This window comes from Plantactinospora sp. BC1 (genome assembly GCF_003030345.1).
Classification (GTDB): domain Bacteria; phylum Actinomycetota; class Actinomycetes; order Mycobacteriales; family Micromonosporaceae; genus Plantactinospora.
Map to the genome: position 1 here is coordinate 6,080,404 of NZ_CP028158.1, position 24,933 is coordinate 6,105,336.

General features: G+C 67.0%; 29 protein-coding genes and 1 tRNA gene. 18 read left to right on the forward strand and 12 right to left on the reverse strand.

Translation table 11 applies throughout. The features are described from left to right. Window positions 1–2: 2 nt before the first annotated feature. The 3 genes from C6361_RS26700 to C6361_RS26710 are packed head-to-tail and all read right to left on the reverse strand — an operon-like array spanning window position 3 to window position 1,617. Window positions 3–521: a GNAT family N-acetyltransferase gene (locus C6361_RS26700; protein ID WP_234359021.1), complete on the reverse strand. Its 519-nt coding sequence runs from the start codon at window positions 519–521 to the stop codon at window positions 3–5. Further along, window positions 518–1,249 (reverse strand): aquaporin, encoded by a 732-nt coding sequence (locus tag C6361_RS26705; protein ID WP_107269362.1) that lies wholly within the window; start codon window positions 1,247–1,249, stop codon window positions 518–520. The genes C6361_RS26700 and C6361_RS26705 overlap by 4 nt, the downstream gene beginning before the upstream one ends. Then, window positions 1,246–1,617, reverse strand: a complete 372-nt coding sequence (locus C6361_RS26710; RefSeq protein WP_107260955.1) for a helix-turn-helix transcriptional regulator — start codon at window positions 1,615–1,617, stop codon at window positions 1,246–1,248. Before C6361_RS26710 ends, C6361_RS26705 begins: the two co-directional genes overlap by 4 nt. Before the next feature lie 75 nt (window positions 1,618–1,692). Between C6361_RS26710 and C6361_RS26715 the strand changes: the two genes are divergently transcribed. The 4 genes from C6361_RS26715 (at window position 1,693) to C6361_RS37180 (ending at window position 6,822) form a co-directional block, all read left to right on the forward strand. Then, window positions 1,693–2,199: an ArsI/CadI family heavy metal resistance metalloenzyme gene (locus C6361_RS26715; RefSeq protein ID WP_107269363.1), complete on the forward strand. Its 507-nt coding sequence runs from the start codon at window positions 1,693–1,695 to the stop codon at window positions 2,197–2,199. A gap of 146 nt (window positions 2,200–2,345) precedes the next feature. Next, window positions 2,346–2,756, forward strand: coding sequence for an NUDIX domain-containing protein (locus tag C6361_RS26720; RefSeq protein WP_107271203.1), 411 nt, complete (start codon window positions 2,346–2,348; stop codon window positions 2,754–2,756). 1,797 nt (window positions 2,757–4,553) lie between these two features. Then, window positions 4,554–5,336, forward strand: a complete 783-nt coding sequence (locus C6361_RS37175) for a hypothetical protein (RefSeq protein ID WP_159079486.1) — start codon at window positions 4,554–4,556, stop codon at window positions 5,334–5,336. Window positions 5,337–5,343: 7 nt separating this feature from the next. After that, the gene (locus tag C6361_RS37180; RefSeq protein WP_159079487.1) at window positions 5,344–6,822 is read left to right on the forward strand and encodes a hypothetical protein; all 1,479 of its coding nucleotides are present in this window, start codon (window positions 5,344–5,346) and stop codon (window positions 6,820–6,822) included. 99 nt (window positions 6,823–6,921) lie between these two features. Here the strand turns inward: C6361_RS37180 and C6361_RS26730 are convergent, their stop codons facing one another. Then, on the reverse strand, window positions 6,922–7,332 hold the full coding sequence (locus C6361_RS26730) for a winged helix-turn-helix domain-containing protein (RefSeq protein WP_107269365.1): 411 nt from the start codon (window positions 7,330–7,332) through the stop codon (window positions 6,922–6,924). 161 nt (window positions 7,333–7,493) lie between these two features. Here C6361_RS26730 and C6361_RS26735 point away from each other — a divergent pair, with 161 nt between their 5' ends. The 3 genes from C6361_RS26735 to C6361_RS26745 all read left to right on the forward strand — a co-directional run bounded on the left by C6361_RS26735 (window position 7,494) and on the right by C6361_RS26745 (window position 9,738). Next, window positions 7,494–7,970 carry a hypothetical protein gene (locus C6361_RS26735; RefSeq protein WP_107269366.1) on the forward strand — a complete coding sequence of 159 codons (477 nt, stop codon included), beginning with the start codon at window positions 7,494–7,496 and terminating at the stop codon, window positions 7,968–7,970. A gap of 146 nt (window positions 7,971–8,116) precedes the next feature. Beyond that, window positions 8,117–8,839: a GntR family transcriptional regulator gene (locus tag C6361_RS39050; RefSeq protein ID WP_159079488.1), complete on the forward strand. Its 723-nt coding sequence runs from the start codon at window positions 8,117–8,119 to the stop codon at window positions 8,837–8,839. Continuing rightward, the gene (locus C6361_RS26745) at window positions 8,839–9,738 is read left to right on the forward strand and encodes a phosphotransferase family protein (protein WP_107269368.1); all 900 of its coding nucleotides are present in this window, start codon (window positions 8,839–8,841) and stop codon (window positions 9,736–9,738) included. The genes C6361_RS39050 and C6361_RS26745 overlap by 1 nt, the downstream gene beginning before the upstream one ends. Here the strand turns inward: C6361_RS26745 and C6361_RS26750 are convergent. Next, on the reverse strand, window positions 9,697–11,103 hold the full coding sequence (locus tag C6361_RS26750) for a sporulation protein (RefSeq protein WP_159079489.1): 1,407 nt from the start codon (window positions 11,101–11,103) through the stop codon (window positions 9,697–9,699). The two genes, C6361_RS26745 and C6361_RS26750, sit on opposite strands and share 42 nt — an antisense overlap. Before the next feature lie 282 nt (window positions 11,104–11,385). On the opposite strand from C6361_RS26750, the gene C6361_RS26755 reads away from it, so the two are divergent. The 10 genes from C6361_RS26755 to C6361_RS26800 all read left to right on the forward strand — a co-directional run bounded on the left by C6361_RS26755 (window position 11,386) and on the right by C6361_RS26800 (window position 19,922). Continuing rightward, window positions 11,386–11,616 (forward strand): DUF6284 family protein, encoded by a 231-nt coding sequence (locus C6361_RS26755; protein ID WP_107269370.1) that lies wholly within the window; start codon window positions 11,386–11,388, stop codon window positions 11,614–11,616. Window positions 11,617–11,628: 12 nt separating this feature from the next. After that, window positions 11,629–11,859, forward strand: coding sequence for a hypothetical protein (locus C6361_RS26760; RefSeq protein ID WP_107271204.1), 231 nt, complete (start codon window positions 11,629–11,631; stop codon window positions 11,857–11,859). Then, window positions 11,859–12,683 (forward strand): ABC transporter permease, encoded by an 825-nt coding sequence (locus C6361_RS26765; protein ID WP_107269371.1) that lies wholly within the window; start codon window positions 11,859–11,861, stop codon window positions 12,681–12,683. Before C6361_RS26760 ends, C6361_RS26765 begins: the two co-directional genes overlap by 1 nt. A 102-nt stretch (window positions 12,684–12,785) precedes the next feature. Then, complete coding sequence (locus C6361_RS26770; RefSeq protein ID WP_107269372.1) at window positions 12,786–14,966, forward strand: cell division protein FtsK; 2,181 nt, start codon at window positions 12,786–12,788, stop codon at window positions 14,964–14,966. Between the two features lie 137 nt (window positions 14,967–15,103). Then, window positions 15,104–15,388, forward strand: a complete 285-nt coding sequence (locus tag C6361_RS26775; protein WP_107269373.1) for a hypothetical protein — start codon at window positions 15,104–15,106, stop codon at window positions 15,386–15,388. Beyond that, window positions 15,385–15,678 carry a hypothetical protein gene (locus C6361_RS26780; RefSeq protein ID WP_107269374.1) on the forward strand — a complete coding sequence of 98 codons (294 nt, stop codon included), beginning with the start codon at window positions 15,385–15,387 and terminating at the stop codon, window positions 15,676–15,678. Before C6361_RS26775 ends, C6361_RS26780 begins: the two co-directional genes overlap by 4 nt. Window positions 15,679–15,830: 152 nt before the next feature. Continuing rightward, window positions 15,831–16,718 carry a bifunctional DNA primase/polymerase gene (locus C6361_RS26785; RefSeq protein WP_234359022.1) on the forward strand — a complete coding sequence of 296 codons (888 nt, stop codon included), beginning with the start codon at window positions 15,831–15,833 and terminating at the stop codon, window positions 16,716–16,718. Beyond that, the gene (locus C6361_RS26790; protein WP_107269375.1) at window positions 16,715–18,040 is read left to right on the forward strand and encodes a DUF3631 domain-containing protein; all 1,326 of its coding nucleotides are present in this window, start codon (window positions 16,715–16,717) and stop codon (window positions 18,038–18,040) included. The genes C6361_RS26785 and C6361_RS26790 overlap by 4 nt, the downstream gene beginning before the upstream one ends. A gap of 236 nt (window positions 18,041–18,276) precedes the next feature. Continuing rightward, window positions 18,277–18,471, forward strand: coding sequence for an AlpA family transcriptional regulator (locus C6361_RS26795; RefSeq protein ID WP_107269376.1), 195 nt, complete (start codon window positions 18,277–18,279; stop codon window positions 18,469–18,471). Next, window positions 18,468–19,922 (forward strand): tyrosine-type recombinase/integrase, encoded by a 1,455-nt coding sequence (locus tag C6361_RS26800; protein ID WP_107269377.1) that lies wholly within the window; start codon window positions 18,468–18,470, stop codon window positions 19,920–19,922. Before C6361_RS26795 ends, C6361_RS26800 begins: the two co-directional genes overlap by 4 nt. 128 nt (window positions 19,923–20,050) lie before the next feature. Here C6361_RS26800 and C6361_RS26805 read toward each other — a convergent pair. Then, window positions 20,051–20,134 (reverse strand) — tRNA-Tyr (locus tag C6361_RS26805). A 146-nt stretch (window positions 20,135–20,280) separates the two neighbouring features. On the opposite strand from C6361_RS26805, the gene C6361_RS26810 reads away from it, so the two are divergent. Continuing rightward, window positions 20,281–20,775: a YajQ family cyclic di-GMP-binding protein gene (locus tag C6361_RS26810; RefSeq protein ID WP_107269378.1), complete on the forward strand. Its 495-nt coding sequence runs from the start codon at window positions 20,281–20,283 to the stop codon at window positions 20,773–20,775. Window positions 20,776–20,965: 190 nt separating this feature from the next. Here the strand turns inward: C6361_RS26810 and C6361_RS26815 are convergent, their stop codons facing one another. The 6 genes from C6361_RS26815 to C6361_RS26835 form a co-directional block, all read right to left on the reverse strand. After that, the gene (locus C6361_RS26815; protein ID WP_159079490.1) at window positions 20,966–21,166 is read right to left on the reverse strand and encodes a hypothetical protein; all 201 of its coding nucleotides are present in this window, start codon (window positions 21,164–21,166) and stop codon (window positions 20,966–20,968) included. Window positions 21,167–21,238: 72 nt separating this feature from the next. Then, window positions 21,239–21,553 (reverse strand): hypothetical protein, encoded by a 315-nt coding sequence (locus C6361_RS26820; RefSeq protein WP_107269380.1) that lies wholly within the window; start codon window positions 21,551–21,553, stop codon window positions 21,239–21,241. After that, entirely contained in the window at window positions 21,550–21,795 is a 246-nt protein-coding gene (locus C6361_RS26825) for a hypothetical protein (RefSeq protein WP_159079491.1), read from the reverse strand. Before C6361_RS26825 ends, C6361_RS26820 begins: the two co-directional genes overlap by 4 nt. Before the next feature lie 5 nt (window positions 21,796–21,800). Continuing rightward, the gene (locus C6361_RS37185) at window positions 21,801–21,977 is read right to left on the reverse strand and encodes a hypothetical protein (protein ID WP_159079492.1); all 177 of its coding nucleotides are present in this window, start codon (window positions 21,975–21,977) and stop codon (window positions 21,801–21,803) included. Between the two features lie 209 nt (window positions 21,978–22,186). Further along, on the reverse strand, window positions 22,187–23,314 hold the full coding sequence (locus tag C6361_RS26830) for a helix-turn-helix domain-containing protein (RefSeq protein WP_107271206.1): 1,128 nt from the start codon (window positions 23,312–23,314) through the stop codon (window positions 22,187–22,189). Between the two features lie 184 nt (window positions 23,315–23,498). Further along, window positions 23,499–24,764 carry an MFS transporter gene (locus tag C6361_RS26835; protein WP_107269382.1) on the reverse strand — a complete coding sequence of 422 codons (1,266 nt, stop codon included), beginning with the start codon at window positions 24,762–24,764 and terminating at the stop codon, window positions 23,499–23,501. Window positions 24,765–24,933: the final 169 nt, after the last annotated feature.

Genomic DNA, 24,933 nt, shown 5'->3' on the forward strand with positions numbered 1-24,933 from the left:
GGTCAGATGATCTTTGTACTGCGCCGCTCGATCAGAATCACGTCGCGCCACCGGCCGCGATGACGGCCGATGCGCTCGCGAGTCCCCACAACCCGGAAACCGCAGGCAGCGTGCAGGGCCAGGCTGGCGGCGTTCTCCGGGAAGATGCCGGACTGGATCGTCCAGATCCCGGCCTGCTCCGTCGAAGCGATCAGAACGTCGAGGAGAACGCGCCCGATCCCACAGCCATGCGCCTCCGGGTGTACATAGACGGAGTGTTCGACCACTCCTGAGTAGACGCAGCGGTCCGAGACGGGGCTGCACGCCACCCAACCAGTGACCCGGCCGCCGGGGTCGAGGGCGACGAATCGGTGCTCCTGATCTCTGCTGGTCGCGTACTTCTCCCAGGTCGGCGGTTCGGTCTCGAAGGTGGCGTTCCCGGTCGCGATCCCCAGCCGGTAAATTTCTAGCACCTCTGCGGCGTGCTCGTTTCTCATCGCCACGACGGTGACGTCGCCAGCGTTGGTGGTTGCGGGAGTCATGCAGGTGCCTCCTCCTGCGTCGCATGCCGGATGACCATGTCGTCGGGCCGCCGTCTCGGCACGGGGTACCACCACGCCAGGGCGGCCAGCGCGGCCACAGCGCCGACGAGTTGACCCGCGATGAAACCCGGTGCCGAGGCGGGGGCGATGCCCGCGAAGGTGTCGGAGAAGATTCGGCCTACGGTCACGGCCGGATTCGCGAAACTGGTGCTGCTGGTGAACCAGTACGCGGCACCGATGTAGGCGCCGACCGCGGCAGGTGCCACGTTCACCCGACCGGAGCGGACCAGGGCGACGACGAGCAGCACCAGGCCGGCGGTGGCGACGACCTCGCCCAGCCAGAGGTGCCCGCCCGTGCGCGCCGTGCCGGACCAGGTCACGGCAGGCAGATCGAACATCAGGTTCCCCAGCACAGCCCCGGCGACCGCTCCGGTGACCTGCGCGGCCACGTACGCCGCGAGCTGGGCCGGGCTCAGCCCTGCACCGGTACGTCGACCGAGCCACCAGTCCGCCGCCGAGATCACCGGGTTGAAGTGCGCCCCGGAGACCGGCCCGAAGATCAGGATCAGCGCGCCGAGTGCCAGAGCCGTCGCGAACGCGTTCTGCAACAGTTGCAGTCCCACGTCCCCGGGCGACAGCCGGGCGGCCGCGATGCCGGAGCCGACCACTGCGGCGACCAGCAGGGCCGTACCGGCGAACTCCGCCGACGTACGCCGGGCCAGGCTCACCCGGACGCTCGGGACGTCATCGCCGACGTGTCGAGCAGCCGGGACAATGCACCGAGTCGGCCGGGCATCACCCAGTAGTAGACCCAGGTGCCTCGACGCTGGGAGTCGACCAGGCCCGCTTCCCGCAGCACCTTGAGGTGGTGCGAGATCGTCGGCCCGGTCAGGTCGAACGCGTCGGTCAGCTCACACACGCAGACCTCCCCGCCGGCTCGGGCCGCGATGAGCGACAACAGGCGCAGGCGTACCGGATCACCCAGCGCCTTGAAGCCCCGGGCCAGGTCGGCGGCCGTCTCCTCGGTCAGGGCTTCGGCGACCAGCGGCGGACAGCAGCTTTCGGCGCTGAGTAGGGGTAGCTCTTGTCTCGACACCCATCTAGTTTGACAGTCATCTAGTCAGCGTGGCAACCTGCTGTTTAGATATTCATCTAGGCAGGGAGGTGCGGGATGTCCCGCGTCCAACTCGCGCTACGCGTTTCCGACCTTGAAGGGTCGGTGGCGTTCTACTCCAAGCTGTTCGGGGTCGAGCCGGCCAAGCGCCGCCCCGGGTACGCCAACTTCGCCATCGAGCAGCCGCCGCTGAAGCTCGTCCTGCTCGAAGGCGCCCCGGACCAGCCCACCGTCATGGACCACCTCGGCGTCGAGGTCTTCGACGGCGCGGAGGTGGCGGCCGCGACCGAGCGGCTCACCCAGAGCGGGTTGATCACCCTCACCGAGAACGACACCTCCTGCTGCTACGCCGTGCAGGACAAGGTGTGGGTACGCGGCCCCGGCAACGAACCGTGGGAGGTGTACGTGGTCAAGGGCGACTCCGACCAGTACGGCAAGAGCGCCGACGCACAGCCCGGCGCCGACGGCAACTGCAAGTGCGGCGAGGCCGGAGACACTGGCGACGGCAAGGAAGACGAGGCAACGGCCACCGTTGGAGCAGCCTCCGGCGGTTGCTGCTCGTAGCTACCAGCGGTCTCGGGGAACGGGCGGGTCCGCTGGCGGGGTGCCGTATCCACCATCGGACCCGCCCGCTTTTCGCGGGCGTCCTTTCGCTCATGCAGTGGTGCCGCGAGGTCTTTTGGCGGTTTCGCGCGTGGCATGATCTCGCGGTGGCCACCTATGAGGTCGCGCTCGTGCTGCTTGTTGATCCCTCGGGCGCGGTGCTTCTGCAACACCGGGATGAGGACGTGGCCGTGTCGCCGAATCAGTGGAGCCTGCCAGGTGGCCACATCGAGGCCGGTGAGTCACCCGAGGAGGCGGCCCGCCGGGAACTCTGGGAAGAGACGGGTCTGACGGCGGATGAGTTGCACCTGCTGTGGAGCGGTCCGCGTCCGTACGAGGCCGGCTTTCCCCACACTGTGACCCTCCACGTGTTCAGTGGGACCACCAGTGCGCGCCAGGAGGATGTGGTACTGGGCGAGGGACAGGCCATGGTGTTCGTCCCTCGGAATGAGCTACTTCAGCGTGAGCTGGCGGTCTCTTCTGCGCTGGTCCTGGCTCTGCACCTCAAGGGCACCTGACACGTGCCGATCGGTCGCCAGAGCCAGCCGGCTGCGGCCGCCAGGACCCGGCTGGCCCGGTAGCGGAATGCGGGTGTGGCGATCCCGTGGTTAGGTCGCGCCAATCCTTGAATCGGTGGAGGCGGCGCTCTACGACGTTGCGCTTCTCGTAGACCGTCTGGCCGGGCGGGGGCAGGATCGAAGGTCCCACAGCCGAGTCCGGATTCTCTGAGGCCGCCCAGCGTTGTCATGACCGGCTGCGCGACTGAGGTCGTCCAAGCGCACCGCCGATCTTGTCATTGATCGTCTCGTCTCCCCCGTCAATCCAGTTCGCGTACACCCACGGCCGCGCCTTCCGAGCCGCGCGCTGCCGATCTCCCAGATCTGGACTTCGCAGCTCTTCACGCGGCATCACACTCCCGCCGGACACCTCTCCCGCATCGCGTTCCGGAGCCAACGGCGACGTTACATGCCCTCAGCCATCAGGTGCGTTCGACGCTGGATCGCGAGACAAGCAACGAGGCGGGAGCCGCCGGGCGCTAAGAAGAACCAGTAAGACCACCGCAACTCCGGCCCGGCTACCCGTCCAAGCTGCAACTCATCCAGATCCGTCACGGCCATCCGGCTTACCGCCTCCGCAGAGCCCATCGTGCGGACGCCTCGTGCACGGGTGTGACGCTCCCGGCGCCTGTAGATCCGCAGAAGATCCCCGGCCGACGCCACGCCCTCGAAGATCCTCAGGTCCGCACCGGCCCGAAGCGCCGCGCGGCAGGACTCGTACGCCTCGCCTGTCTCCGCGTCGAGAAGCGCGGTCAGCCCCGCACGGTCCACTCGGTCATCCTGCCTCCCGAACACCGACAGGCGCGAAACAGTTCCGGCCCGGACGCGAACAGGTCCGAACCCAGGGCGGCGGTACGGAAACGGGCGTGGTTGGCCGCCGTCGAACTCCTGGCTTCCGCCTGTCGCGCCGCCGACCGAGCGCAGGGACCAAGATCACGGGACCGAACAAAATCAGCCCCTCACCCGGTTGTCCCAGGTCAGGGGCTGATTTCGCACCGTGTGGCGGGTAGAGGATTCGAACCTCTGTAGCTTTCGCGACGGATTTACAGTGCAGGCGTCAAACCGCCTCTGACCAGGTCGGTTGCTCTGTCCTGCCGCCAACCTCTCCGTACATTCTCCGAGACACCTTCCACCCTGCGCTCCGACGCCGGTCAGCCGAGCACGTGCCTGGCCGGACTGCACGGCAGTACCAGATCCAGGAGACTTCACCTGTGACTGCCTTTGAAGTGTGGTTTGAAGACGGACCCGTTGACGGGCGGATGTTGGCTGTCGAGGTGGATGCCTCTGGTCGGTTGCCCGAAGTCGTCTGTCTACCCCAGACAGGGGCCTACATCGGCGCGAACGACCTTGCTGCGCCACGCGTCGATCATCGCTACCTCCTTAGGCGGGATATAGATCACGAGGTGACGTACCAGTATCTGGACAGCATGGAACCTCCTAATCACTGCTCACGCCACTGACGCCAAGGCGACACAACGCCACACGTGGGCCTAGACCTGGTTCCATGTACCCATGGTCGGAAAGGTGCTGCCTACCCGCGAGCGCGCCCAGCGCTTCCCCGTGCCTCGGTCGTGGGCGACGACTACGCTTCTGGCGTTGACGGCTGCAAACCTTGGTGCACTTGCCGTCATCGGGAACAAAAAGGACGTTGCTACACCATACGCTATCGCTCTTGCACTGGCAGTTCTCGCGCTAGCCGCTGAGTTGATAGACCATGGACGTAGCCTCTGTGTCACCAACCGCATCTGAGGGAGCGGCATGACGGCCGAGAGTGAAACCGGCATAGAGCCACCCTCCGAGCTTCAAAAGCGATCGGGTGCCGCCTTCGATCGAATCGTAGGCAACTCAGTAAACACAGGCATATCCGCTTGGATCACCGCGACAACAGGATCACCTGAAACGGGCGCCGCGATCGGCGGGATGCTGGGTCCATTGGCCGAGGAACTCTCCTTCGCTGTCCGCCGAGCAGTGGACTTTCAGCAGGCACGCGGCAGCCAATTGCTGATAGAAGCAGCGTCGTCGTCAGAGACATCGCTTGACGACCTACTGGATAAACTTGTGAACGACCCAGTTCGACTACAACTCCTTCTTAGATCGCTGGAGGTCGCCGCGAGAGCCACTACAGATTACAAACTCTCACTAGTGGCTAACCTTTTGGCAACAGGCGCTTTAGCTACAGATAGCGCAGCCGTTGACGAACAGCTACTCGTGGTGGATGCCCTTGGCGCACTAGAGACTCCACATTTCCGCCTAATGCTTATCCTGAAACACCCGTCTCCGGTTTGGTGGACAAGCCCGGACGAGCGAAAAGCGTATCGCCAGGCGTGGCCTGAAGCTCGTATCCTGGAGCGAGATGACGGGCTAAGGAACGTCTTAACGGCACTCCTCGCACGGTTACAGAGCCTGGGTTTAGCCCGCGACGTTAGCTTGACAGCATCACCTGATCCCCTTTGGGAACTCACCACGTTCGGACGACTTAGCGTGAATGCACTCGGAGAGTTCAACCGCACGAACCACCCGGCCAATCCAACAAAAGAATAGGAAGACAATGCCAGAGGCCGAGTCCGTAGACGCTACTCCCGAAGAAATCAACGATGCAACTACAACGCGCAGCCATCGGATCAATACAGAGAATCTCCTGATACTCACAATAGAGATTGCAGTCAGGAACCTGACCGACAGTCTCGACAAATCAAGGCGACTTATCGAGATTTCCGAGAACGAGCGCGAGAACGCGAGACAGTCGATCCTTAGACCCTACATCAGGCGCTTGACGGCACGAGAGCGAGTTAGCATCGAAGCGACAATCAGCAGGCTTGATAAGTCGCGGGTCGATCGATTAGTCGAACGTCTCACCGCCCTCGTTGAGAAAAAGGGGGTAGAGAAACCAAAGAGGGCCGACGATCAGATATACCCCATTTCCACCGAGCAGATACAGGCCGCTACGGCCGAGGAATATATGGAGGTCGAGAAATCAATCTGGGCCGAGATCCAAAGGACATATGCAGACCAGGAGGTACACTTAGGATTCGCCACGCGCTACTATATGATTCTCTCACAGCCAAACCTTACCGAGCACCTCGCCGAGTCGCTTCTATCGAAAGCCATTTACTCACTCGAAGAATGCGTAGGCGCACTCACCCGATGCATCCTAACTGGCGCCGGAGCAGAAACGTTGGGAGATCTTCCGCCCGTACCCTTCAAGGTAGTCGAGTCCTACGGCAGCAACTCGTCAACCAATGACATTATGAGATGGGCGGTCGACCGACGAGTCGAAGAGTTTGTTCGGGGAGGACCACAGGAATGGAGCGAATCTGTCGAACGATGGTGCGGATTCTGCCTGGATCCCGTCTGCGGTAACTGGACACAGATCCGAGAGGCAGTTGCACGGACACGTCTATTTACCAGAGGAACTGCTCGGCGGGTTGACGGACAATATCTGGCCGAGGTGGAGGGCACCGTCCATGCGAATGTCAAACCATGGGACACCCTCAGGACCGACTCTAAGTATCTTCTGTCTCTACTCGACGAAATTGAGGTAGGGGTTTTGTGTCTATCGCTGCGCTGGGCACAACACTTCTTTCCCGATCCAGCGGTTAACGTTGACTCCTTTCTAGACCGTGCAATCGGCTTCGAGCGCAAGAAGCGATGGCAGTTTGCGCAGATGGTATGCGAAGCGCTTCTTGATACCTTCGTTCACCGAGATCATCCGGACTTCAACCTTACAACCCTTAACGTATGGTACTGCAAGCAGGAGTTAGGGAGCGAGACCGAGGCAGATCGCCGCGCAATCGACGGGTTTCAGCCAGACGATGCATACGAGGCGATCGGGAAGGCCGCGTTGTTGCGGGAGTCGGGACAAATTGCTGCCGCAATTCAAACGTACGGACGGACGGTCAAAGACCATTCTTGGCTAATCCAGCTTCCGATAATTCAACGATCGCTACATGATCATCCTACCCTCAGGTCCCTGTTCCCGAAGACCAAAACTAGACGTCGAGGCGCGCGTAGTCGTAATTCTCGCTAGCTCGCTCCAAGAACGGTTGCTCGTAGCTACCGACTCGGTGGCGCAGGGCTGGATACATTCGGATAATCATCCGTAATCCCTTTCGCCCCACACCACCTCTCAAACTGGACGGATCAGCTCTGTCTTGTCGGCTGGATAAATCTCGGTCGTGCCATCCGGGTGGTGCACCTCGATCAAGGGCACTCCCGCGTCCATGTCGCGTTCGACGCGCTCTGGGTCGGTGGGCATGCGCGCAACTGCCCGTCCACCGGGCGGTAACTCGACCGGCACCCGCTCGGGCGGTGTCCGCACTCGGGACCGTTCTCCACGTTCGGTGCTGACGAGTCCCTCGCTACGGAGCAGGGCAAGCGCTTGGCGGACAGCATCCCGGCCGACGCCGTACTCCTGAGAGAGGGTGACCTCGCTCGGCAGCGGCGCTCCTGCCTCGTACTGCCCAGAGTAGATGCGCTCGCGGATGAGATTCGCGAGCTGGCGGTACACAGGCGTGTGCGAGCGCCGATCGATCGACATGGACGGCAGCCTTGCTGACAGATACAGCCCTGTGTCCTTGTGGCCATATGGCCATAGGGCTATGGTCGACGTTACGGAAAGTGCTCATGCTGCGACGCAGATTCGCGCCGGAGCACCCTTCCGTGTGCCCGAGGACCCGGATCAACCGACGGAGAGCAACAGTGGATCAAGACACGTACACCCCCGACCGGGTGACCAGAAGCGAGCGACGCACGACTAACCAGGTGTCCAGGTCGACCTACGGCTACGACGAGCACAGCCAGCCATCCGGACCGCCCAACCGGCGAGGCATCTACGAAGCGGCGAGCCGGACCGTCCCTCCGACACAGGTCGAAGTCTTCGACGTGTTCGAGCCCCTTCCCCGCAAGGCGCTCGACGCATTCGCCGGCCGCTTCCGAGCAGCGCCGCGATTCGTGCTGCTGATTCCGATCGAGGCGGGCAACCTCGAAGAGGCGGTGAACCTCGCCGTACTCCTCGGCCGATCCCTGCGCTACATGCCCGAGATGCGTGCCCGAGACGAGCTGGTCATGGACGCTCAGGCCGAGACGTTCCACGATGCGTTCTGTGACCTCGTGCTCCCCGGCAACCTCGATTGTGCTCGACAGGCCGGGCACCCTGGGAGATGCGAAACTCTGTAAGAGCAGCCAGCCACGGGCCAGAAGTGTGGGGTACAGAGTTGAGGCCGAGTAAGCGGCTGTCGCAGCCTGAGCCGTGCGGGTAGTTGAAGCGGGTCCGGACGGCGGGGAGACTAGGTCCGTCGTCCGGACCAAGGCTAGGGAGGCACGTGGGCGGGCAAGGTGGCAGCGGCATCGGCTTCCGTGAGATTGCACAGGAGCTACGGGAGGCAATCCAGTCCAAGACCCTGCCTCCCGGCTCGCCCCTCCCCTCTGAGACAGATGTCGTCAAGCGGTGGCGCGTTGCTCGCGTCACCGCACGGCGCGCGCTGGCCGCGCTCGAAGCGGAGAACTTGATTGAGACCGTTCCCGGGCGGGGACGGTTCGTACGTGGCCCGGGAGGCACCTCAGAGGAGCGCACCGGGGCGAAGTTCGAGGCGGTTGCGGCTGCTGTTCGACGGTCGATTGACAGCGGCGCATTTCCGCCCGGCAGTCGTGTTCCGAGCGAAGCTGAGTTGAGTGAACAGTTTCAGTCGTCGGTAGGGACGGTCCGGCAGGCGTTACGCGCTTTAGAGAGTCGCGGAATCCTCGTCTCCTTACGGGGCAAGGGGAGGTACGTTCCGCAGGATTCGGGGTCTGGTCCGGTTGCCACGGATGCCGAACGAATCGCTGCCGAAATTCGTGTCGCTATCGAGCGTGGGGAGTTGGCCGCAGGCGTGGGCCTGCCTGGCGAGATGGAACTAGCGGAAAGGCACGGAGTGGCACGGGGTACAGTGCGCCGTGCCTTGACGGCCCTGGAGCGCGCCGGATTGATAGAGACTGTCAGAGGGAAGGGGCGCTTCGTGGTCGAGCAACTTGCGTCACACGCGAACGATGAAGCAAGAGGCTCCTGATGGGCGCGTCCGACTCGCCTTTCAGCTCGGACGAGGCGGTAAAGGTTCTAGGCGAGGCTTGCCGAACGATCGGGGTTTCTACCAAGGACGCAGCGCTGATCCGGCTCGGCGAGAATGCGATCTTCCGCCTTCCCGCTGCGAATTTGATCGTCCGGATCGCTCGTGGTGTCGATGTTATTGAGGACGCCCGGAAAGAGGTACGCGTATCGGACTGGTTGCGGAATGCCGGGTTGCCCGCGGCCCGGACTGCGGATTTCCCTCAGCCCATTGTCGCGCTGGACCATCCTGTCACCTTCTGGCATCCGATCGTGGACAGCGGACGTAAGGCGCGTGCCGCCGGGCTAGCAGCCGTCCTGCACGAGCTTCACGCTCTGACACCATCGGCGGATCTCAAACTTCCGGCGCTGAACATGTTCGGTCGCGTGCAAGAACGGATTGACCAGGCGTCAGACCTTGACCCGAGGGATGTTGATTTTCTTCGGAGACGGCTGGACGAGCTCACCGCCGAATACAGCGGACTCGCCTACTCGTCCCTACCGTGCGCCGTGCACGGGGACGCTCACGTACAGAATCTCATTGTTGATCCGGCCGGCACCGCCGTGCTGATCGATTTCGAGCGTTTCGCGTTTGGCCACCGGGAAACGGATCTCTCCGTCACCGCGACCGAGTATGAGATTGGGTGGCATACCGATCAGGACTACGCCGAGTTCTGCCAGGTTTACGGCTACGACGTGCGGGCCTGGGAGGGGTTTCCCGTGCTGCGGGGGCTCAATCAGCTCAAGATGACGACATGGCTGATGCAAAACGTCCGTGAGGGGCCAGCGGTTGCCAAGGAGTTCCGAAATCGCTTGGAGACGCTACGCGACCCCACCTCCCGCCGCCGCTGGGCTCCCTTCTGACGGCAAGAGCACTTCGTCCGCAAGGCGCAGGAACGGCACCACCACCGCGCTCGCCTGGTGTGGCGCAAAGTCGCCGCACAAGTCTCGGATGTAGCGGAGATAGCGCTCTGACTTGAGGCTACCGGCAAGGGTGATGGCCTCGATCCCTGCACCAGCAGCACGCTCTAGATCAGACTCATGAATGCAACTCGCGCAGAGGACGAGGCGCATGAAGGCGAGCGTCCGCACATAGGTTGGATCGGATAGAGCTACAGCCTTACCGACGAACTCCTGTGTCAGCTTTGGTTTACGGAGATCTCGGAAACAGTGCGCCATCTCCCCGGCTAACTCAGCTTCATCAAAGTAATCGATCCATGGTGGGTCATCGGCTGAATTACGGCGGCCAAATACGGTCTCTGCCGCAGCAAGCACGGCGGCGCATCCTTTCTCATCGCCTGATCCCGCTAATGCCCGTGCCTCCATGGACAGCAGCATTGTCATTACCGTTGCGCTGGCAGCGCCCTTTCCGCCCTCTTGCGCGGCTCTCGCCAACTGGGCTGCTTCGGTAAACCGGCCAAGGTAGTTGGCCTGGTGGCTCAGGTTGGAGAGGATGCGGCTGCCCATCACGCGGTCTTGCCCGGCCTGTGCCAGGCGTAGCGCCTGGATTAGGTACCGCTGCGCCAGGCCGTGCCGTCCGGCGTCGTACGCGGTCCAACCGAGTAGTTGCGCGACTTCCGAAGCAGCCGAGAAGAGTCGCTTCCCGACGTTTTCGGTGAACCTCCCGTCCAGCAGCGGCAGCACCTCGGCCGCGAAGTACTGCGCCAGAGCGCTACGGGCGTGTCCTCCGCCGTACTGGAAATCGAGACGCATGAACATCTTGTTCGTTGCGCAGATGGCCTCAACGTCGGCCATTCCTACTCGACGTGCCGTAGCACCGGTCTCCGGGACCGGTTCGGGGCGAGACAGGAGCCATGGAAGCAGGGGCGCTGACCAGGCGGCCGGGACGGCTGGTGACGTGAGGACATCAGGCAGGTTCGACAGGTCATGGCGTGCGAGTTCCAGCAGCCGAATCCGTGCTCCCGCGACATCATCCGGGTACTGAAGCGCGCTTTCGAACGTCGCCATGGGAGATGCCTCCCCCATGCCGATGTCTTCGACGCTGACCCGGAAGCCGCCCTTCTCCGACAGGGCTTCCGCGATGAATCCGGCCGTCTGCGTGCGAGGCTGCGACCCATCCAGCCATCGCTTGACGGTGACGTGATCGCACTTCAGCTCTGTTCCGTGCCGCGCGGCAACCGCGCGGACCCGTGCGGCAAGTCCCTTGTTGGAGCAGTTGACTCGGGTCATCACCTCAGCCAAGGACAGGTTCGGCTGAAGTTCGGGCACGTCCCCTCCTTGATCCAATTGTCCTGAGTAGTCAAGTCCTCACGCACTCCATAGTCAAGGTCGTTCGCATCTCCCCTGCCGCGCGCACCCCGGGAAGCACCCCCGGACGCACCCACGCACCCCCGAAATCACCCTGCCGGCTGCTGCTCAGGCGCGGTTTGCTTGTCCCACAGCCAAGCCGAGGTCAGGCCGAGCACCCCGGGATCGCCGGGGCAGCACTTGACAGACCAGAGGTAGACATGTTCTAACTTAGATAGGTCATGGCTACATGAGAGGTGAACGATGGACAGGCACACGGACGAGCCCACCCCGGCAGACCTGGACGCGATCGAGGCGGAGTGGCCGCTCATCGACGCCGAACTCTCCCTGCTCGACGCGGAGATCAGGGCTCTGTACAGCGACGGCGGACCGTCGCCGTTGGACCGGCGCCGCATCCGGCGTGCGGAGCAGCGGGTGATGCGGATGGCCGCGACGTTGGGCAGCCCGGTCACGCCGACCCGGCTCGCGGCGTAGGTGGTGGCTCCGATGACGCGCCGCTACCCGGTTTCGGTTTCGGCCCCGGCCAAAGACACCCGGTTCACGTTCGGCCTGGTGATGGACGTTGCCGAAGTGCTGGCCGCGCACGGCTGCCCGGTAAGGACCGCCGACGAGTACGACGGCCAGGGCCGCGACCTGCTCGGTCTGCAAATGGCTCTGTACCGGCTGATCCACATCCCCGAAGCCGGCCCCGCCGGCTTGATGCGAGAGGACGCGTGATGACCACCCCGACCCTGAACAGCGCGTACCCCCGGTCCGTGGAAGACCTGCTGCCGGCCGCGCGGGACCTGGCCGATCGGACCGGCGAGATTCCCTCCCGGAACCGGCTCATGAAGGAGTTCAAGGTGGGCGGGCCGAAGGCACGCGCCATCCTGTCTGCCCTCCGGCAGCCCTCCCCCGTCGCACTTCCGGCGCCGAACGAGCCGAGCGGCGAGACCCCGCAGAACCAGCCAGACCCCGAAGCGGACCCGGGTTCGGCGACGACGCCGGCCGCCGCCCCGCCGACAGAGAAGCCCGCCACCGACGAAACGTCGCCGGAGTCGTCGCCGCTGCCCATCCCGCCCGCAGACCCGGGCGCCGCCGGCACCCCGGAGCAGGGTCGCAAGCCGCGCCCGGCGGTGCGGTCGTGGGTCCTGCTGCTGTTGGCCGCTCCCGCGTTCGTGGCCATCTGGTCCGGGTGGGTCGGACTCGGCGGACTCACCGGGTTCGGCGTGGTCCACCCGCTGCCGGGCATCTGGGACTCGCTGAGCATCAACACGGCGATCACCCTGCCCATCGGCGTCGAGGCGTACGCGGCCTACGCCCTGCGGGCATGGCTCTCCGGCGACGCGGTACCGATCCGGGCGCGCAGGTTCGCCCGGATCTCCGGGATCGGCTCCTTGATGCTCGGCGCACTCGGGCAGATCGCCTACCACCAGATGACCGCCGCCGGGATGACCTCCGCCCCGGCGTGGATCACGACCATCGTCGCCTGCCTCCCGGTCGCTGTGCTCGGCATGGGGGCGGCGCTGGCTCACCTGCTCCACACGAACGACCAGCCCTGACTTTGCCCGGCGGCGCGGCTCCTGGCCTCGCAAACCCGTGCCGCGCCGCCGGCCCCCTTCCGATCCGAGATCCACAAAATCCCTGATGGAGGAACCCTCATCATGGCAAGCAACCCTGATGACCGCTTCGACTGGGAGGCTTACGAAGCCGACCTGACCCGGCAGGCCGACGCGGACGTGGTCGACCTGGACGACGAACGCGCCCGCCGGGCGCCGCGCCGCCGCGACCGGCCGACCGGCGCCGCTGCCGGCACGCACTTCGACGTACCGCTCGACGAGGCGCCACAGCCCGGCGGCGCCCTGGTCGACGTTCCGCCGGCCGGGCCGGACGGACGCCGGCCGATTGTGCCAACCAGCTTGCGCGGCTGGGCGAACCTCCGCGCCACGGTCCGCTACGCCGTTGGGTTGACCGCCTACCGCACCGGCTACCACGCCCTGCGTTCCCCGTGGTACGCCACGCAGGCCGGATTCTGGGCCAGCGTTGGCCTGTTCCGGCTGCTCGGCCGACAGCTCCGTTGGTGGTGGCTCTCCGAACAGTACGGGCTACGCCAAGCGGCTGCCGACGCGAAAGACGCGCAACTGTGGCTGAAGCTGCACCGGGAGGTCAAGGCAACCCGGGCATGGCGCGGCACCGTGCTCGCCGCCGAGCTGGGCGCACTCGCCATCGGTGCGCCGGTTCTGTGGCCGCTCACCCCGTGGTGGGTGAAGGCAACCGCCGCCGTACTCGGCGTGTCCTACCTCGCCCACATCGGCCGCCCCGCCGACCGACGGATCATAAGCCCTGCCACCGTCGCCGGCCGGTTCCGCCGGGTGAACCCGGACATCATCCTCCGCGCCTACTACGCCGCCGGCCTGGGACACCCTGACCGGCCGAACCAGCAGATCACCTTCGGGTCGACCATGGCCCGGGACGCGTCCGGTACCGGCTCTCAGGTGTTAATCGATCTGCCGTTCAACGGCAAGACCTGGGAAGACGTCCTGAAGGCCAAGCCCGCCATTGCGGCCGGCATGGACGTGTCGGTGAATCAGGTGTTCGTGACCCGTGACCCGTCCTCACACCGGCGACACCTGCTGTTCGTCGCCGACCGCGACCCGCTCGCCGTCCCGGCCGGCAAGACGCCGCTGCTGGACTGCAAGGTCCGGGACATCTGGGCGGAAGCGCCGTTTGGGCTGGACGAGCGGGGACGCAAGGTCACCCTTGCCCTGATGTGGATCTCGGTCCTGATCGGTGCGCAGCCGCGCAAGGGCAAGACGTTCGCCACTCGCCTACTGGCGCTGTTCGCCGCACTTGACCCGTACGTGACGCTGCTGGTGGCCGACGGGAAGATGTCGGCCGACTGGGACAAGTTCCGCCTGGTCGCCCACCGGTACGTCTGCGGCGTGGTGCCCAACAGCCGCGACAACGACCCGATTCCGCATCTGCTCGACATGCTCCGCGAGATCAAGCGTCACATCGAGCAGGTCAACGACCTCCTTGCCAAGCTGCCGACCTCGGAGTGCCCGGAAGGGAAGATCACCCGGGACCTGTCCCGGAAGTACCCCCAGCTTCGGGTGTGGCTGCTGGTCCTGGAGGAGTTCCAGACCTACTTCGAGACTGACGACCAGGACGTGAACAAGGAGATTGCCGGCCTGCTCAGCTTCATCATGGCTGTCGGTCCGTCCGCCGGGGTCATCATCCTGTCGTCGTCGCAGAAGCCGTCCGGGGTCGGTGCCGGGGACGTGGCACGGCTGTTCAACCGCTACCGCGACAACCACGCCGTACGGTTCGCGCTCAAGTGCGGCAACCGGGTCGTCTCGGAGGCGATCCTCGGCGGGGACGCGTACGCAGAAGGGTTCGACGCCTCCACCCTGCCCAACGGCAGGGACTACCGGGGCGTGGGCATCCTCTACGGCGCCTCCGACGACACCGCCACCGTCCGGACCTACCTCGCCGACCACACCGACGCGGAGAAGATCCTCAGCGCTGCCCGCAAGCACCGGGAACGGGCCGGAACGCTGACCGGCGACGCTGCCGGGGAAACCGTCGCCCGAGAGGTCCGCGACGTGCTCGCCGACGTCCGGGCCGCGTTCCACCCCGGAGAACCCGGCCTGCACTGGACCACCATCGCCGCACGGCTGGCCGAACGGATGCCCGAGCACTACGCCGACCTGACCGCCGACGCCGCCTCTGCTCTCCTTCGCGAGCATGTACCGAGCGTGAGCGTCAAGGTGCGCGGAACGGTCAACCGGGGCGCCCGGCTCAAGGACCTGGACGACGCGATCAACCGACGCAAGAGCGCCTGATCGGTAGCGGCGGCGCTGCTACCAGGTAGCGCCGCCGCTACTTCCCCCGCTACCACCCTGGCCAGCCGCTACCCACACCGGTAGCGGGTAGCGCCAACAGCCCCGTGCACCCAAAAACCGGCCCCAGGAGGCTTTCCGTGGCACCCCTCGCCGCTACCGCTACCTCCGCCTTCCCCCACGACTCAGCCGCCGCCGCTCTCCTCCTACTCGCCCTGCTCACCATCACGCTCGGCTACCTCGCTACGTGCTGGCTCTTCCCGTTCGTCGCCTGCCGACGCTGCCACGGAACCGGCCGCCGCCGCGCACCGTTCGGCCGCGCCTTCCGACTCTGCTCCCGCTGCGACGGAGACGGCTACCGGCTCCGGCCCGGCCGCCTGGTCCTCAACTACCTCCGCAACCTGCACGACAAGGGCACCCGATGAACCACCACACCGGACACACCGGATGGTGCGCCCGAGACCACCGCTGCAACCTCACCGAGCACCGATCCGAAGAGATCATCGTCAACCTGCCGGGGCACGGACGGGCCGTGCTGAACCGGGTCCGCACCGACGGCGGCACCGAGTACGCCGAGCTGCGCATGCGGGTAGCCCTGGCCCCGACGGAACCGGCCGCCCGCCGACAACTGGCCGCGATCCTCACCAGCGCCCGCGATCTGGTCACCCGTGCCGCACTCGCTGGCCGGCCCACCCCGCGCCGGACCGCCCGATGACCGCCACCCACCGACCCGCCACCCCGGCCGCCGCTGTCCGTGCGGCCCGTGGCTGGCCGATGTGCGACGCCGGTTGCGGCTGGCCGGTCGACCCGGCCGCCGGCACCGACCGACACCCGACATGCCAACCCGACCCCCGAGAGGACGAAGCCGTGTCCGAGCTGCTCCAGCCAGCGTTGCAGTACGCCGCGCAGGGCTGGCCGGTGTTCATGCTCGCCCGGTCCAAGCGCCCGGTAGCCAACTGCCGCCCGTGCGCGGACCCGGACGACAGCCATGACCCGGCCGGCTGTGACTGCCTCACCTGTCACGGCTTCTACGCCGCGACCACCGACCCGCTACGGGTGGCCGGCATCGTCGCCGCTGTCCCCGCCGGGCAACTCGCGGTGCGGACCGGCGCCCCGTCCGGCCTGGTCGTGGTCGACGTCGACCCGCGCCACGGTGGCGACGACACCATGACCGCCCTGATCCGCGCAGGGCTGCTACCGCCCACCGCGCACGTGGTCACCGGGTCGGGTGGTCGGCACCTGTACTACCGGCACCCCGGACGGCCGGTGCGGTGCAGCCAGGGCAAGCCCGGAGCAGGGCTCGGACCGGGCATCGACGTCAAGGCCGATGGCGGGTATGTCGTGCTTCCGCCGTCGGTGCACCCGCGCACCGGCCGCCCGTACCAGTGGGTACCGGGTCGGCAGGTGGAGGAGATGCCTCCCGCGCTGGTCGAGGCGTGCGAACCGGCGCCGCCGGCACCCGAACCGACCCGGCCGACGGGACCGATCAGCACCCGCACGGCGGGAGGCATCTCCCATCCCGACCGGCTCCTAGCCGCACACCTGCACGCAGTGACCAACGCCCCGGAAGGCGCCCGCCGGACCACGTTGTACGGCGCCGCCCGTGGCGTGGCTCGGATGGTCGCCGCGCACGCCATCGACCAGGCCGACGCCGTGGCCGCACTGACCGACGCCGGCCGCCGTGCCGAGCAGACCGAACGGGACATCCGCGCCGCCATCCGTGGCGGATTCCAGGCTGAAGGAGTCGCAGCATGAACCAACACACCCTGCCCGGCCGCCGTATCGACGGCGCGGCGATCCTGGACGACCTACACGCCTGCCTGACCCGGTACGTCATCCTCCCGTCGCCGGAAGCCGTTGACGCCGTGGTGCTGTGGATCGCCGCCACGCACGCACAAACCGCGTGGGCACACGCGCCCCGGCTCGTGATCCGGGCGCCGGAGAAGCGGTGCGGCAAGAGTCGACTGCTCGACATCGTGGAAGGCACCTGCCACAACCCGCTGATCACCGTCAACGCGTCTCCGGCCGCCGTCTATCGCGCCATTGGCACCGACCACCCGCCAACCCTGCTCGTCGACGAGGCGGACACCATCTTCGGCAACGGCAAGGCCGAAGCGAACGAAGACCTACGCGGACTCCTCAACGCTGGCCACCAGCGCAACCGGCCCGCGATCCGATGGGATGCCGGCACTCAACGTCTGGAGAAAATCCCCACCTTCGCCATGGCCGCACTCGCCGGAATCGGCGCCATGCCCGACACCATCGAAGACCGCGCCGTAGTCGTCCGGATGCGCCGCCGTGCCCCCGGCGAGCAGGTAGCGCCGTACCGGCACCGCCGGGACGGGCCAGCGTTGCGGCGACTGGCCGAGCGGTTGACCGAATGGCTCGGCGCTCACCTGGTCGACCTGGAAGCCGCGGAACCCACCATGCCAGTTGAAGATCGCGCCGCCGACACCTGGGAACCCCTCGTAGCCGTCGCCGACCTGGCTGGCGGAATGTGGCCGACCCGCGCCCGGTGCGCCGTCACCACCCTGACGGCGGAAGCCGACGACGCCGGCAACGTCTCCACCCGGGTACGCCTGCTCGGCGACATCCGCACCGCGTTCACCGTGCTCGGCGACCCGCCAGCCGCCGCGACGAGCGAGCTGCTGACCGTCCTCAACGGCGACCAGGAGGCGCCCTGGTCCGACAGCGGACCATCCGGGCTCACTGGCAAGCGGCTCGGTGACCTGCTCCGCGAGTTTGGGATCACCTCGGCCACGCTCCGCTTCCCCGTTGGGCAGGCCAAGGGCTACACCCGAGATGCCTTCGCCGACGCGTGGCAGAGATACTGCCCGGCACCGACGGCAGGGGTATCCGTCCCATCCGTACCAGCCTCGTTTCCGCAGGTCATCCCTGGTACGGATTCCCTGCCTGGTACGGATCAATCCGTCCCACGGACCCGCCCCGTCCGCGCCCCTGGTACGCATCAATCCGTACCAGCGCATCAATCCGTACCAGCCCTGAGCAGCCAAAACGAGCTTGGTACGGATGGGACGGATACCCCCCGCTCCCGCGTCGCCGGACGCCGGCAATGACCGCCCGACCGGCCACCGAACCGACCCGATCAGTAGCCCTGAGAGCACTCGGCCCGTCAATGGACACCCGTCGACCGAAGATCTCGCCGCTACGGGCCTCTCAGACCCCCATGCAAACGGCCTGTGCCGAGTTCGCTCGCTCAGCCAACACCTACCACCCTGTCAGCCGGGACGGCGCTCACCGTGCGATTCAGGCGCCCCGGAATCCCCTTGCGCACGACGGAGGACAGCAACCGATGGCCCCGCGCCGGATCGAGGAGTCCCTGACCATCCCCGAAGTCATTGGCGAACTGAAGGTGAGCCGGTCGACCTTCTACTACTGGCGACAGACTGGCAAGGCGCCCCGTTGCATCAAGCTTCCCAACGGAGAAATCAGGGTCCGTCGTGACGACCTCAACCTGTGGCTTGACGGACTTGAGGAGGCAGCGTGAGTCGTCGCCGTACCGATGCCGGGCGCCCCGATGACAGGGGCGCCCGGCGCCTCTCCCACGACGTGCGTATCTGGGCACTACGCGTTCAGGAGGGAAAGCGCGGTAAGACCTACGCCGTTCGTTGGACCGTCGCCGAGAAGGAGCATCACAAGACCTTCCGTACCCGGGCACTGGCGGATGGTTTCCGCGCGCAACTGCTGTCCGCGACGCAACGGGGAACACCGTTCGATGTCACCTCCGGGCTTCCGGAGACGATGCTGCGAGAGCAACAGAGCAAGCCGTGGTACGACCACGCCTGCCGGTACGTCGACATGAAATGGCCCGCTGCGGCGCCGAAGTCGCGTACCGGTGTCGCGGAGACGCTGACGACTGTCACGCCGGCCCTGCTCAGCACCGAACGCGGACGGCCGGACCATGACACGCTCCGGCAGGCGCTCTACGCATGGGCGTTCGTCGCGCCACGCAGGCAGGCTGGCGACCCGCCGCCGGAGTTCGCTGCCGCTATTCGATGGCTGGAGCGCAACACGGTGGCCTTGGCCGACTTCGACGACCCAAGCACCGGCCCCGAACTGACCCGCCGTGCGCTTGACGCACTTGCCTTGCGGCTGGACGGACGACCGGCCGCACCAAGGACGGTCGCCCGGAAACGAGCAGTCTTCTATAACGCCCTGGCGTACGCGGTAGAGCTTGGCATCCTGAGCGGCAATCCGATCGACCGGATCACCTGGAAAACACCGAAGACCGTGGAAACGGTCGATCGACGTCGGGCCGCGATCAACCCCGGGCAGGCACGGGCGCTACTTGCCGCAGTTCGCGAGCAGTCATCCATCGGGCGCCGCCTGGCCGCGTTCTTCGCCTGCATGTACTACGGCGCCGCCCGCCCCGGGGAGGCGTTGGAGATTCGGCGGGAGAACCTTGCCCGGCTGCCCGAAGAAGGCTGGGGCGAACTGTTGCTGACCAGCTCGGCCCCGCGCACCGGCACGGCGTGGACGGACAGCGGCCGGTCGCGGGAACGGCGCGGCCTGAAGCATCGAGCGGCACGGGACACGCGGCCAGTCCCGGCGCATCCGGAACTGGTGGCGTTCCTGCGGGAGCACCTGGAGGAGTTCGGCACGGCACCCGATGGTCGGCTGTTCGTCGGGCCGCGCGGCGGCACCATCGGCGAGTCGACCTACCTCACCGTCTGGCACAGGGCACGGGCAGCGGCTCTGACTCCGGCTGAGGCAGCCTCGCCGCTGGCCAGCGTGCCCTACGACCTACGGCATGCGGCGGTGTCGACCTGGCTCAACGGCGGGGTACCGGCCACCCAGGTAGCCGAGTGGGCGGGGCACAGCGTGGAGGTGCTGCTACGGACCTACGCGAAGTGCATCGTGGGGCAGGACGAGCTTGCCCGGCGCCGGATCGAGGAGGCGCTGAAACCGGACGACGACCAGGACGAAGGCGCCGCCTGAGCGCTCGGAAACTTCTCCGCGCATTCTCCGTGGACGCCCGTTGACGGCCAGACAGCGCCGTTGACGGCTGGACAGACGGGAACAGCCCTTGACCGGCGTTTTGGCTGGTCAAGGGCTGTTTTCGCACCTGGTGGCGGGTAGAGGATTCGAACCTCTGTAGCTTTCGCGACGGATTTACAGTCCGCTCCCATTGGCCGCTCGGGCAACCCGCCAGGGCGTGCCGCCACGCGGAACGCGGCAGCGGAAGCAAGGATAGCGGTTGCATCGGGCCGCCGCGCAAGCGGGTACCGTCGGCATGTCGCACCACCGCCGGGCCGGCCCGGCGCACCTTCATGTCGTCCACAGCAGGAGCGGAATCATGGCAGCCAACCCGTCGTTCGACATCGTCAGCAAGGTCGACCGGCAGGAGATCGACAACGCCCTCCGGCAGACCGAGAAGGAGCTTTCCACCCGCTTCGACTTCCGGGGTACCGGGGCCGACATCTCGTGGTCGGGCGAGGAGGGGGTCAGCCTCCAGGCCGAGACGGAGGAGCGGGTCAAGGCGGCCCTGGAGGTCTTCAAGGAGAAGCTGGTCAAGCGGAACATCTCGCTGAAGTCCCTGGACGCCGGCGAGGCGCGCCCCTCGGGCAAGGTCCACAAGATCGACTGCAAGATCATCCAGGGCATCGACTCGGACAAGGCCAAGGCGATCAGCAAGAAGATCCGCGACGAGGGGCCGAAGGGCGTGCAGGCGCAGATCCAGGGCGACCAGCTCCGGGTGACCGGCAAGAAGAAGGACGACCTGCAGACCGTGATCTCCCTGCTCAAGAGCGAGGACTTCGGCGTCGCCCTACAGTTCACCAACTACCGCTGAGACCGGCCACTCCCGAGCCGCTGACCAGGGCAGGGAGTGCACCCTCTCGCGACCGGCATGACGCGGCCCCGACCACACCTGCTACGCGATGGCCGGGGCCGCTTCGTCGTCGGTAACCTCCCGACCGTTCTCCACACTTCAGCACACCACCAGAGGCAACCCAAACACGCCAAAAGGCTCTAACGGGGTGTTACCCGACGTCGGGCAGCAGCATGGCTACCTGGGTGACCTTCGGGTCGTCGTGATCGCGATACTCCCCCGCGTACCACCGCCGGGTGAACTCTTCGAGATCTACCCCCAACAGGCGGACACACTCGGAGCGGACGTAGTCCTGCTCCTCCTCCTCGGACATCTCCACGACTTCGGGGTCGCGAGAATCGCTGAAAGTCATCACGTCACTACCCTCTCTCCCGGCCGTCGTGCCAGCCAGAGCGAGGCGACGCCCTCGCCTCGGGTGCCAGGACTACCCGAGTCGCAGGGGTAGCAGATCCTTGTCTCGTCGTCCCCTCCCTCGACCACCGCTCGATCTGACACGTGCAAGCTGCTGCCGCACGTCCACCACCGGGCGCAGCCCGGTCACCTGCACATAGACGTCACGCCGCTCCGTCGCCTCGCCGTTCCGGTCCAGGACGTAGCCGGTCAGCCAGCACCAGCCGTGGTACGTCGTTCGAGGATCGACCCGCACGACCCGCATCAGCAGCGCCCGATCCCCCGCGAACTGGACCGAGGCCCGGCCGTCGATCCTGACCAGGTGTCCCGCATGCGGCAGTGCCGTCATCGGTTCCAGCGCTCCAGGGCCGCGCGTACGTCGCCGGCCGTGACCGCCGCCGGTAGCGTCCCGCCGAGCAGCACCCGGACGGCGTGCTCCCGGCGGTGAACCTCCGTCGCCCACGCCCAGAGCGGGCAGCCGTCCGGCCCGCACCGGCCACACTCCCGCAAAGCATGGGTGCCGAGAACCAGGCGGGCGAGCGCGCAATCGACCGGTACCGGCCACTGGACCGTCACCCAGCGCCGCACCATCCGGATCAGCACAGCCGGACCAGCCCGGACCACGTGCCGGCCGCGCCGGAGTCGACCCGGCGACGGACCGCCGCGAGCAGCACCATGCACCCGCCGCGGGGCGCACACTCCGCGCACCGGCCGCCGCCAGCGTGCGCCTGGAAGATCTGCTCGTCCGCCGGCTGTCGTTCCGAGTTGGTCATCGTTCACACCTCCTTCGGCCGTGGCGCCCCGGATCCCCGATCACGGAGCGCCACTCTCCACCTGTGTCGGCTGCTGGCCGGGCCAACCAACTGAGAGGGCAAGCCCGACCGGCCGGACGCTCGGCTCGGACGGACGAAGGAACATCCATCCGAAGCGCGTCCGTGACAGGAACGCTACGGAGAGCAGTGACAGCGCGTATTACCGGCGGTTATGTCTGCACCTCGATGCCGAAGCGGCGGGCCAGCACACGCAGATCGTCGGAGACGGACCGACGTTGTGCCCGGCGGACCATCGCCACCACAGAGTCGCGGGCGATCGGGTTCATCGCGAACGGTCCCGGCGCAGCGCGCTCAGCCCGGATGAACGCCACCAGGGCCTCCCGATCGGTACGCCCCGAGTCTGCCAGTGCCCGGCCGAGGTCCAACCAGTACGACTGGTGCCGGATCGACGCCCGCAACCTGTCGGGGCGTACCGTACGGGCCAGTTCGATGACCCGCCCGTGCTCGCCCGACTCGGCCGCGATCGACATCTGCCACAGCCCGATGTTGGTCGGGCCGAACCCGCATTCGTTGAAGCCCATGCCGTCGTCCGGGTCTCCGAGACCTGCCGCCTCCCGGTTGGCCTCGGCCAGGTGCGACCGGGCGTCGTCCTGCCGGCCGGCCACGGCCGACGTGAACGCGGCGGCCAGGTGGAGTTGCCCGAGAACCTGCCGGACGTCCCGGTCGGCAGCGGTCGCCTGGAGATTGCCCAGGGCGCGGTCGGCCACCCGGGCAGCGAGTTCCGGCGCCTCCATCGGCAGGGACTGGGTGCAGGCGAAGCGGATCGCGCCGATCCAGGCCGGCGAATCGGTCTGCTGCGCCGCCGCGAGGGCGACCTTCGCCGCGACGAGCGCCAGGTGCCGATAGCCGATGTGCCGCAGACACGTCGAAGTGTGGTACGCGACCCGCGCGAGCACCGTCCCGCCGTAGGCTGCGGCGTCCAGAAGCAGCGTCGGCAGCAGTGGTGCCATCGCAGCGTGGTCGGCGCGGAGTCGCAGGGCGGCGCTCTGCTCGATCGCGGCGGTCAGCTCGCCGATGCTGCGGCTGGGCGTACGCCGCTCGCCCTCCTCGATCTCGATCAGTGCCACCCAGATCGCCGGTACCGCGTCGGCAGCACCGGCCTTGGCCGGATCGGTCGGATCACCGGGCTGATCGAGCAGGTCGGCGACGGTGACCTTGAGGGCAGCGGCGATGCTGACCAGCGTGGAGCGCCGGTCGACGACCCTCCGCCCGGCTTCCACCTGCGAGATGTACGACTGCGAGACGCCGGCCAGCCCGGCCAGGACCGTCTGCGTCATGCCGCCACGCCGCAGGCGCCAGTAGCGGATGCGCGCACCGATGCCGTCAGCCACGTCGGTCTCCCAGGTCAGCTGGGTGGAAGTGGCCTCTGACCTCGGCCACCATTCCGGACGCTAGCACTCGGAGAGAGCCAGTTCGATGTTCGAACACCGTCACTTCGTGAACAGCACCGCCGACACTCGGCTACCCCTCGGTGGCGAGCGCCTGCTCCAGGCGTACCTCGGCTTGGGCCTCGGCGCGGGCGATCGAGCCGGTGGGTAGCGCCGCGACCACCGCGGCGGCCGCCACCGCCAGCCCGGCGAAGATGAAGGCCCACGGTACGCCGACCTGGTCGGCGAGTACCCCGGCCACCGCGCCGCCGGCAGCGCTGGCCCCGACCGCCACGGTGACCACCCAGGTGTACGACTCGTTCAGCATGCTCACCGGGGAGATCCGGCCGACCATGGTGTTCTCCACGGTCAGCGCGGGAGCGATGGTGGCGCCGCCGAACACCAGTGCCACGCCGAGCGCGATCGGGCTGGGCATCACCGCGAAGACCACGAAGGTGGCGGCGAGCAGGCCGAGGAGTTGCCCGAACTGGCGGGCGGCGTTCCGGGCCGGCTTGCGGGTGCCGAACCAGAGGCCGCCGAGCGCGCTGCCCGTCCCCCACATCGCCAGCAGCACTCCGGCGACGCTCTCCGCGTTGGCCGGGTCGTGCGCGGAGGCGTACGCCGGCACGGCCACCCCGGCGGCGCCGAACGCGATGCCGAGGCCGGCGACGCAGAAGAGCAACGCCGGGAAGCCGCCGACCCGCAGCGGGCCGAGTCCCTTGGCGTGGCTGTCCCGGGGGTGTGGCCGCCAGCCGCGCATCACCCGGCCGAGCGCCACGATCATCGTGCCGACCAGGGTCACCACGGCGGCTCCGAGCAGCGCTGCCGCCGCGTCGGCCAGCAGGACGAAGGCGGCGACCAGCAGCGGGCCGACCACGAAGACCACCTCGAAGAGGGTGGTCTCGGCGGCGAGCGCGGTGTTGCGCAGGGCGTACCGGCCGGAGGCGGGGTCGGTGAGGTCGTTCCAGGCGCCCCGGATCGCGGCGGTCAGCGGCGGGTACGTCGCGCCGGCCACCGCCGAGGCGGTGAAGATCACTGCGAGGGCGTCCGAGCCGGCGCGGCTGGCGAGCAGCAGCCCGACCAGCGCCACCGGGTGGGCGACGGCGGTGACCAGCAGTACGGGGCTCGGCCCGACCCGGTCGGCGATCCGGCCGGCGATCGGGCTGACCGCGGCACCGGCGAGCGCGTACACCCCGCCGGCAATGGCGGCCAGCGAGTACCGGTCGGTGACCTGCTCGACGACGAGCAGCAGCGCCAGCGGGGTCATGCCGATGCCGAGCCGGCCGACGATGCCGGCGATCAACAGCATCGGCGCGCCGGGAATGCGCCACACTCCCAGGTACTGCCGCAGCGCGGTCACGGGTCAGAACCCCCTCGGGTCATCGCAGGTAGGTCGTCGCAGGTAGCGACCGGTCGTCGCAGGTAACGACTGAAAGACGTTCCGACACTAACGCGGCCGACCCTCGCGATGAACCCGATTAGTGCGAAGTCACGATCTTGTCCACATCCGTACCCGAGGCGAGGCACGA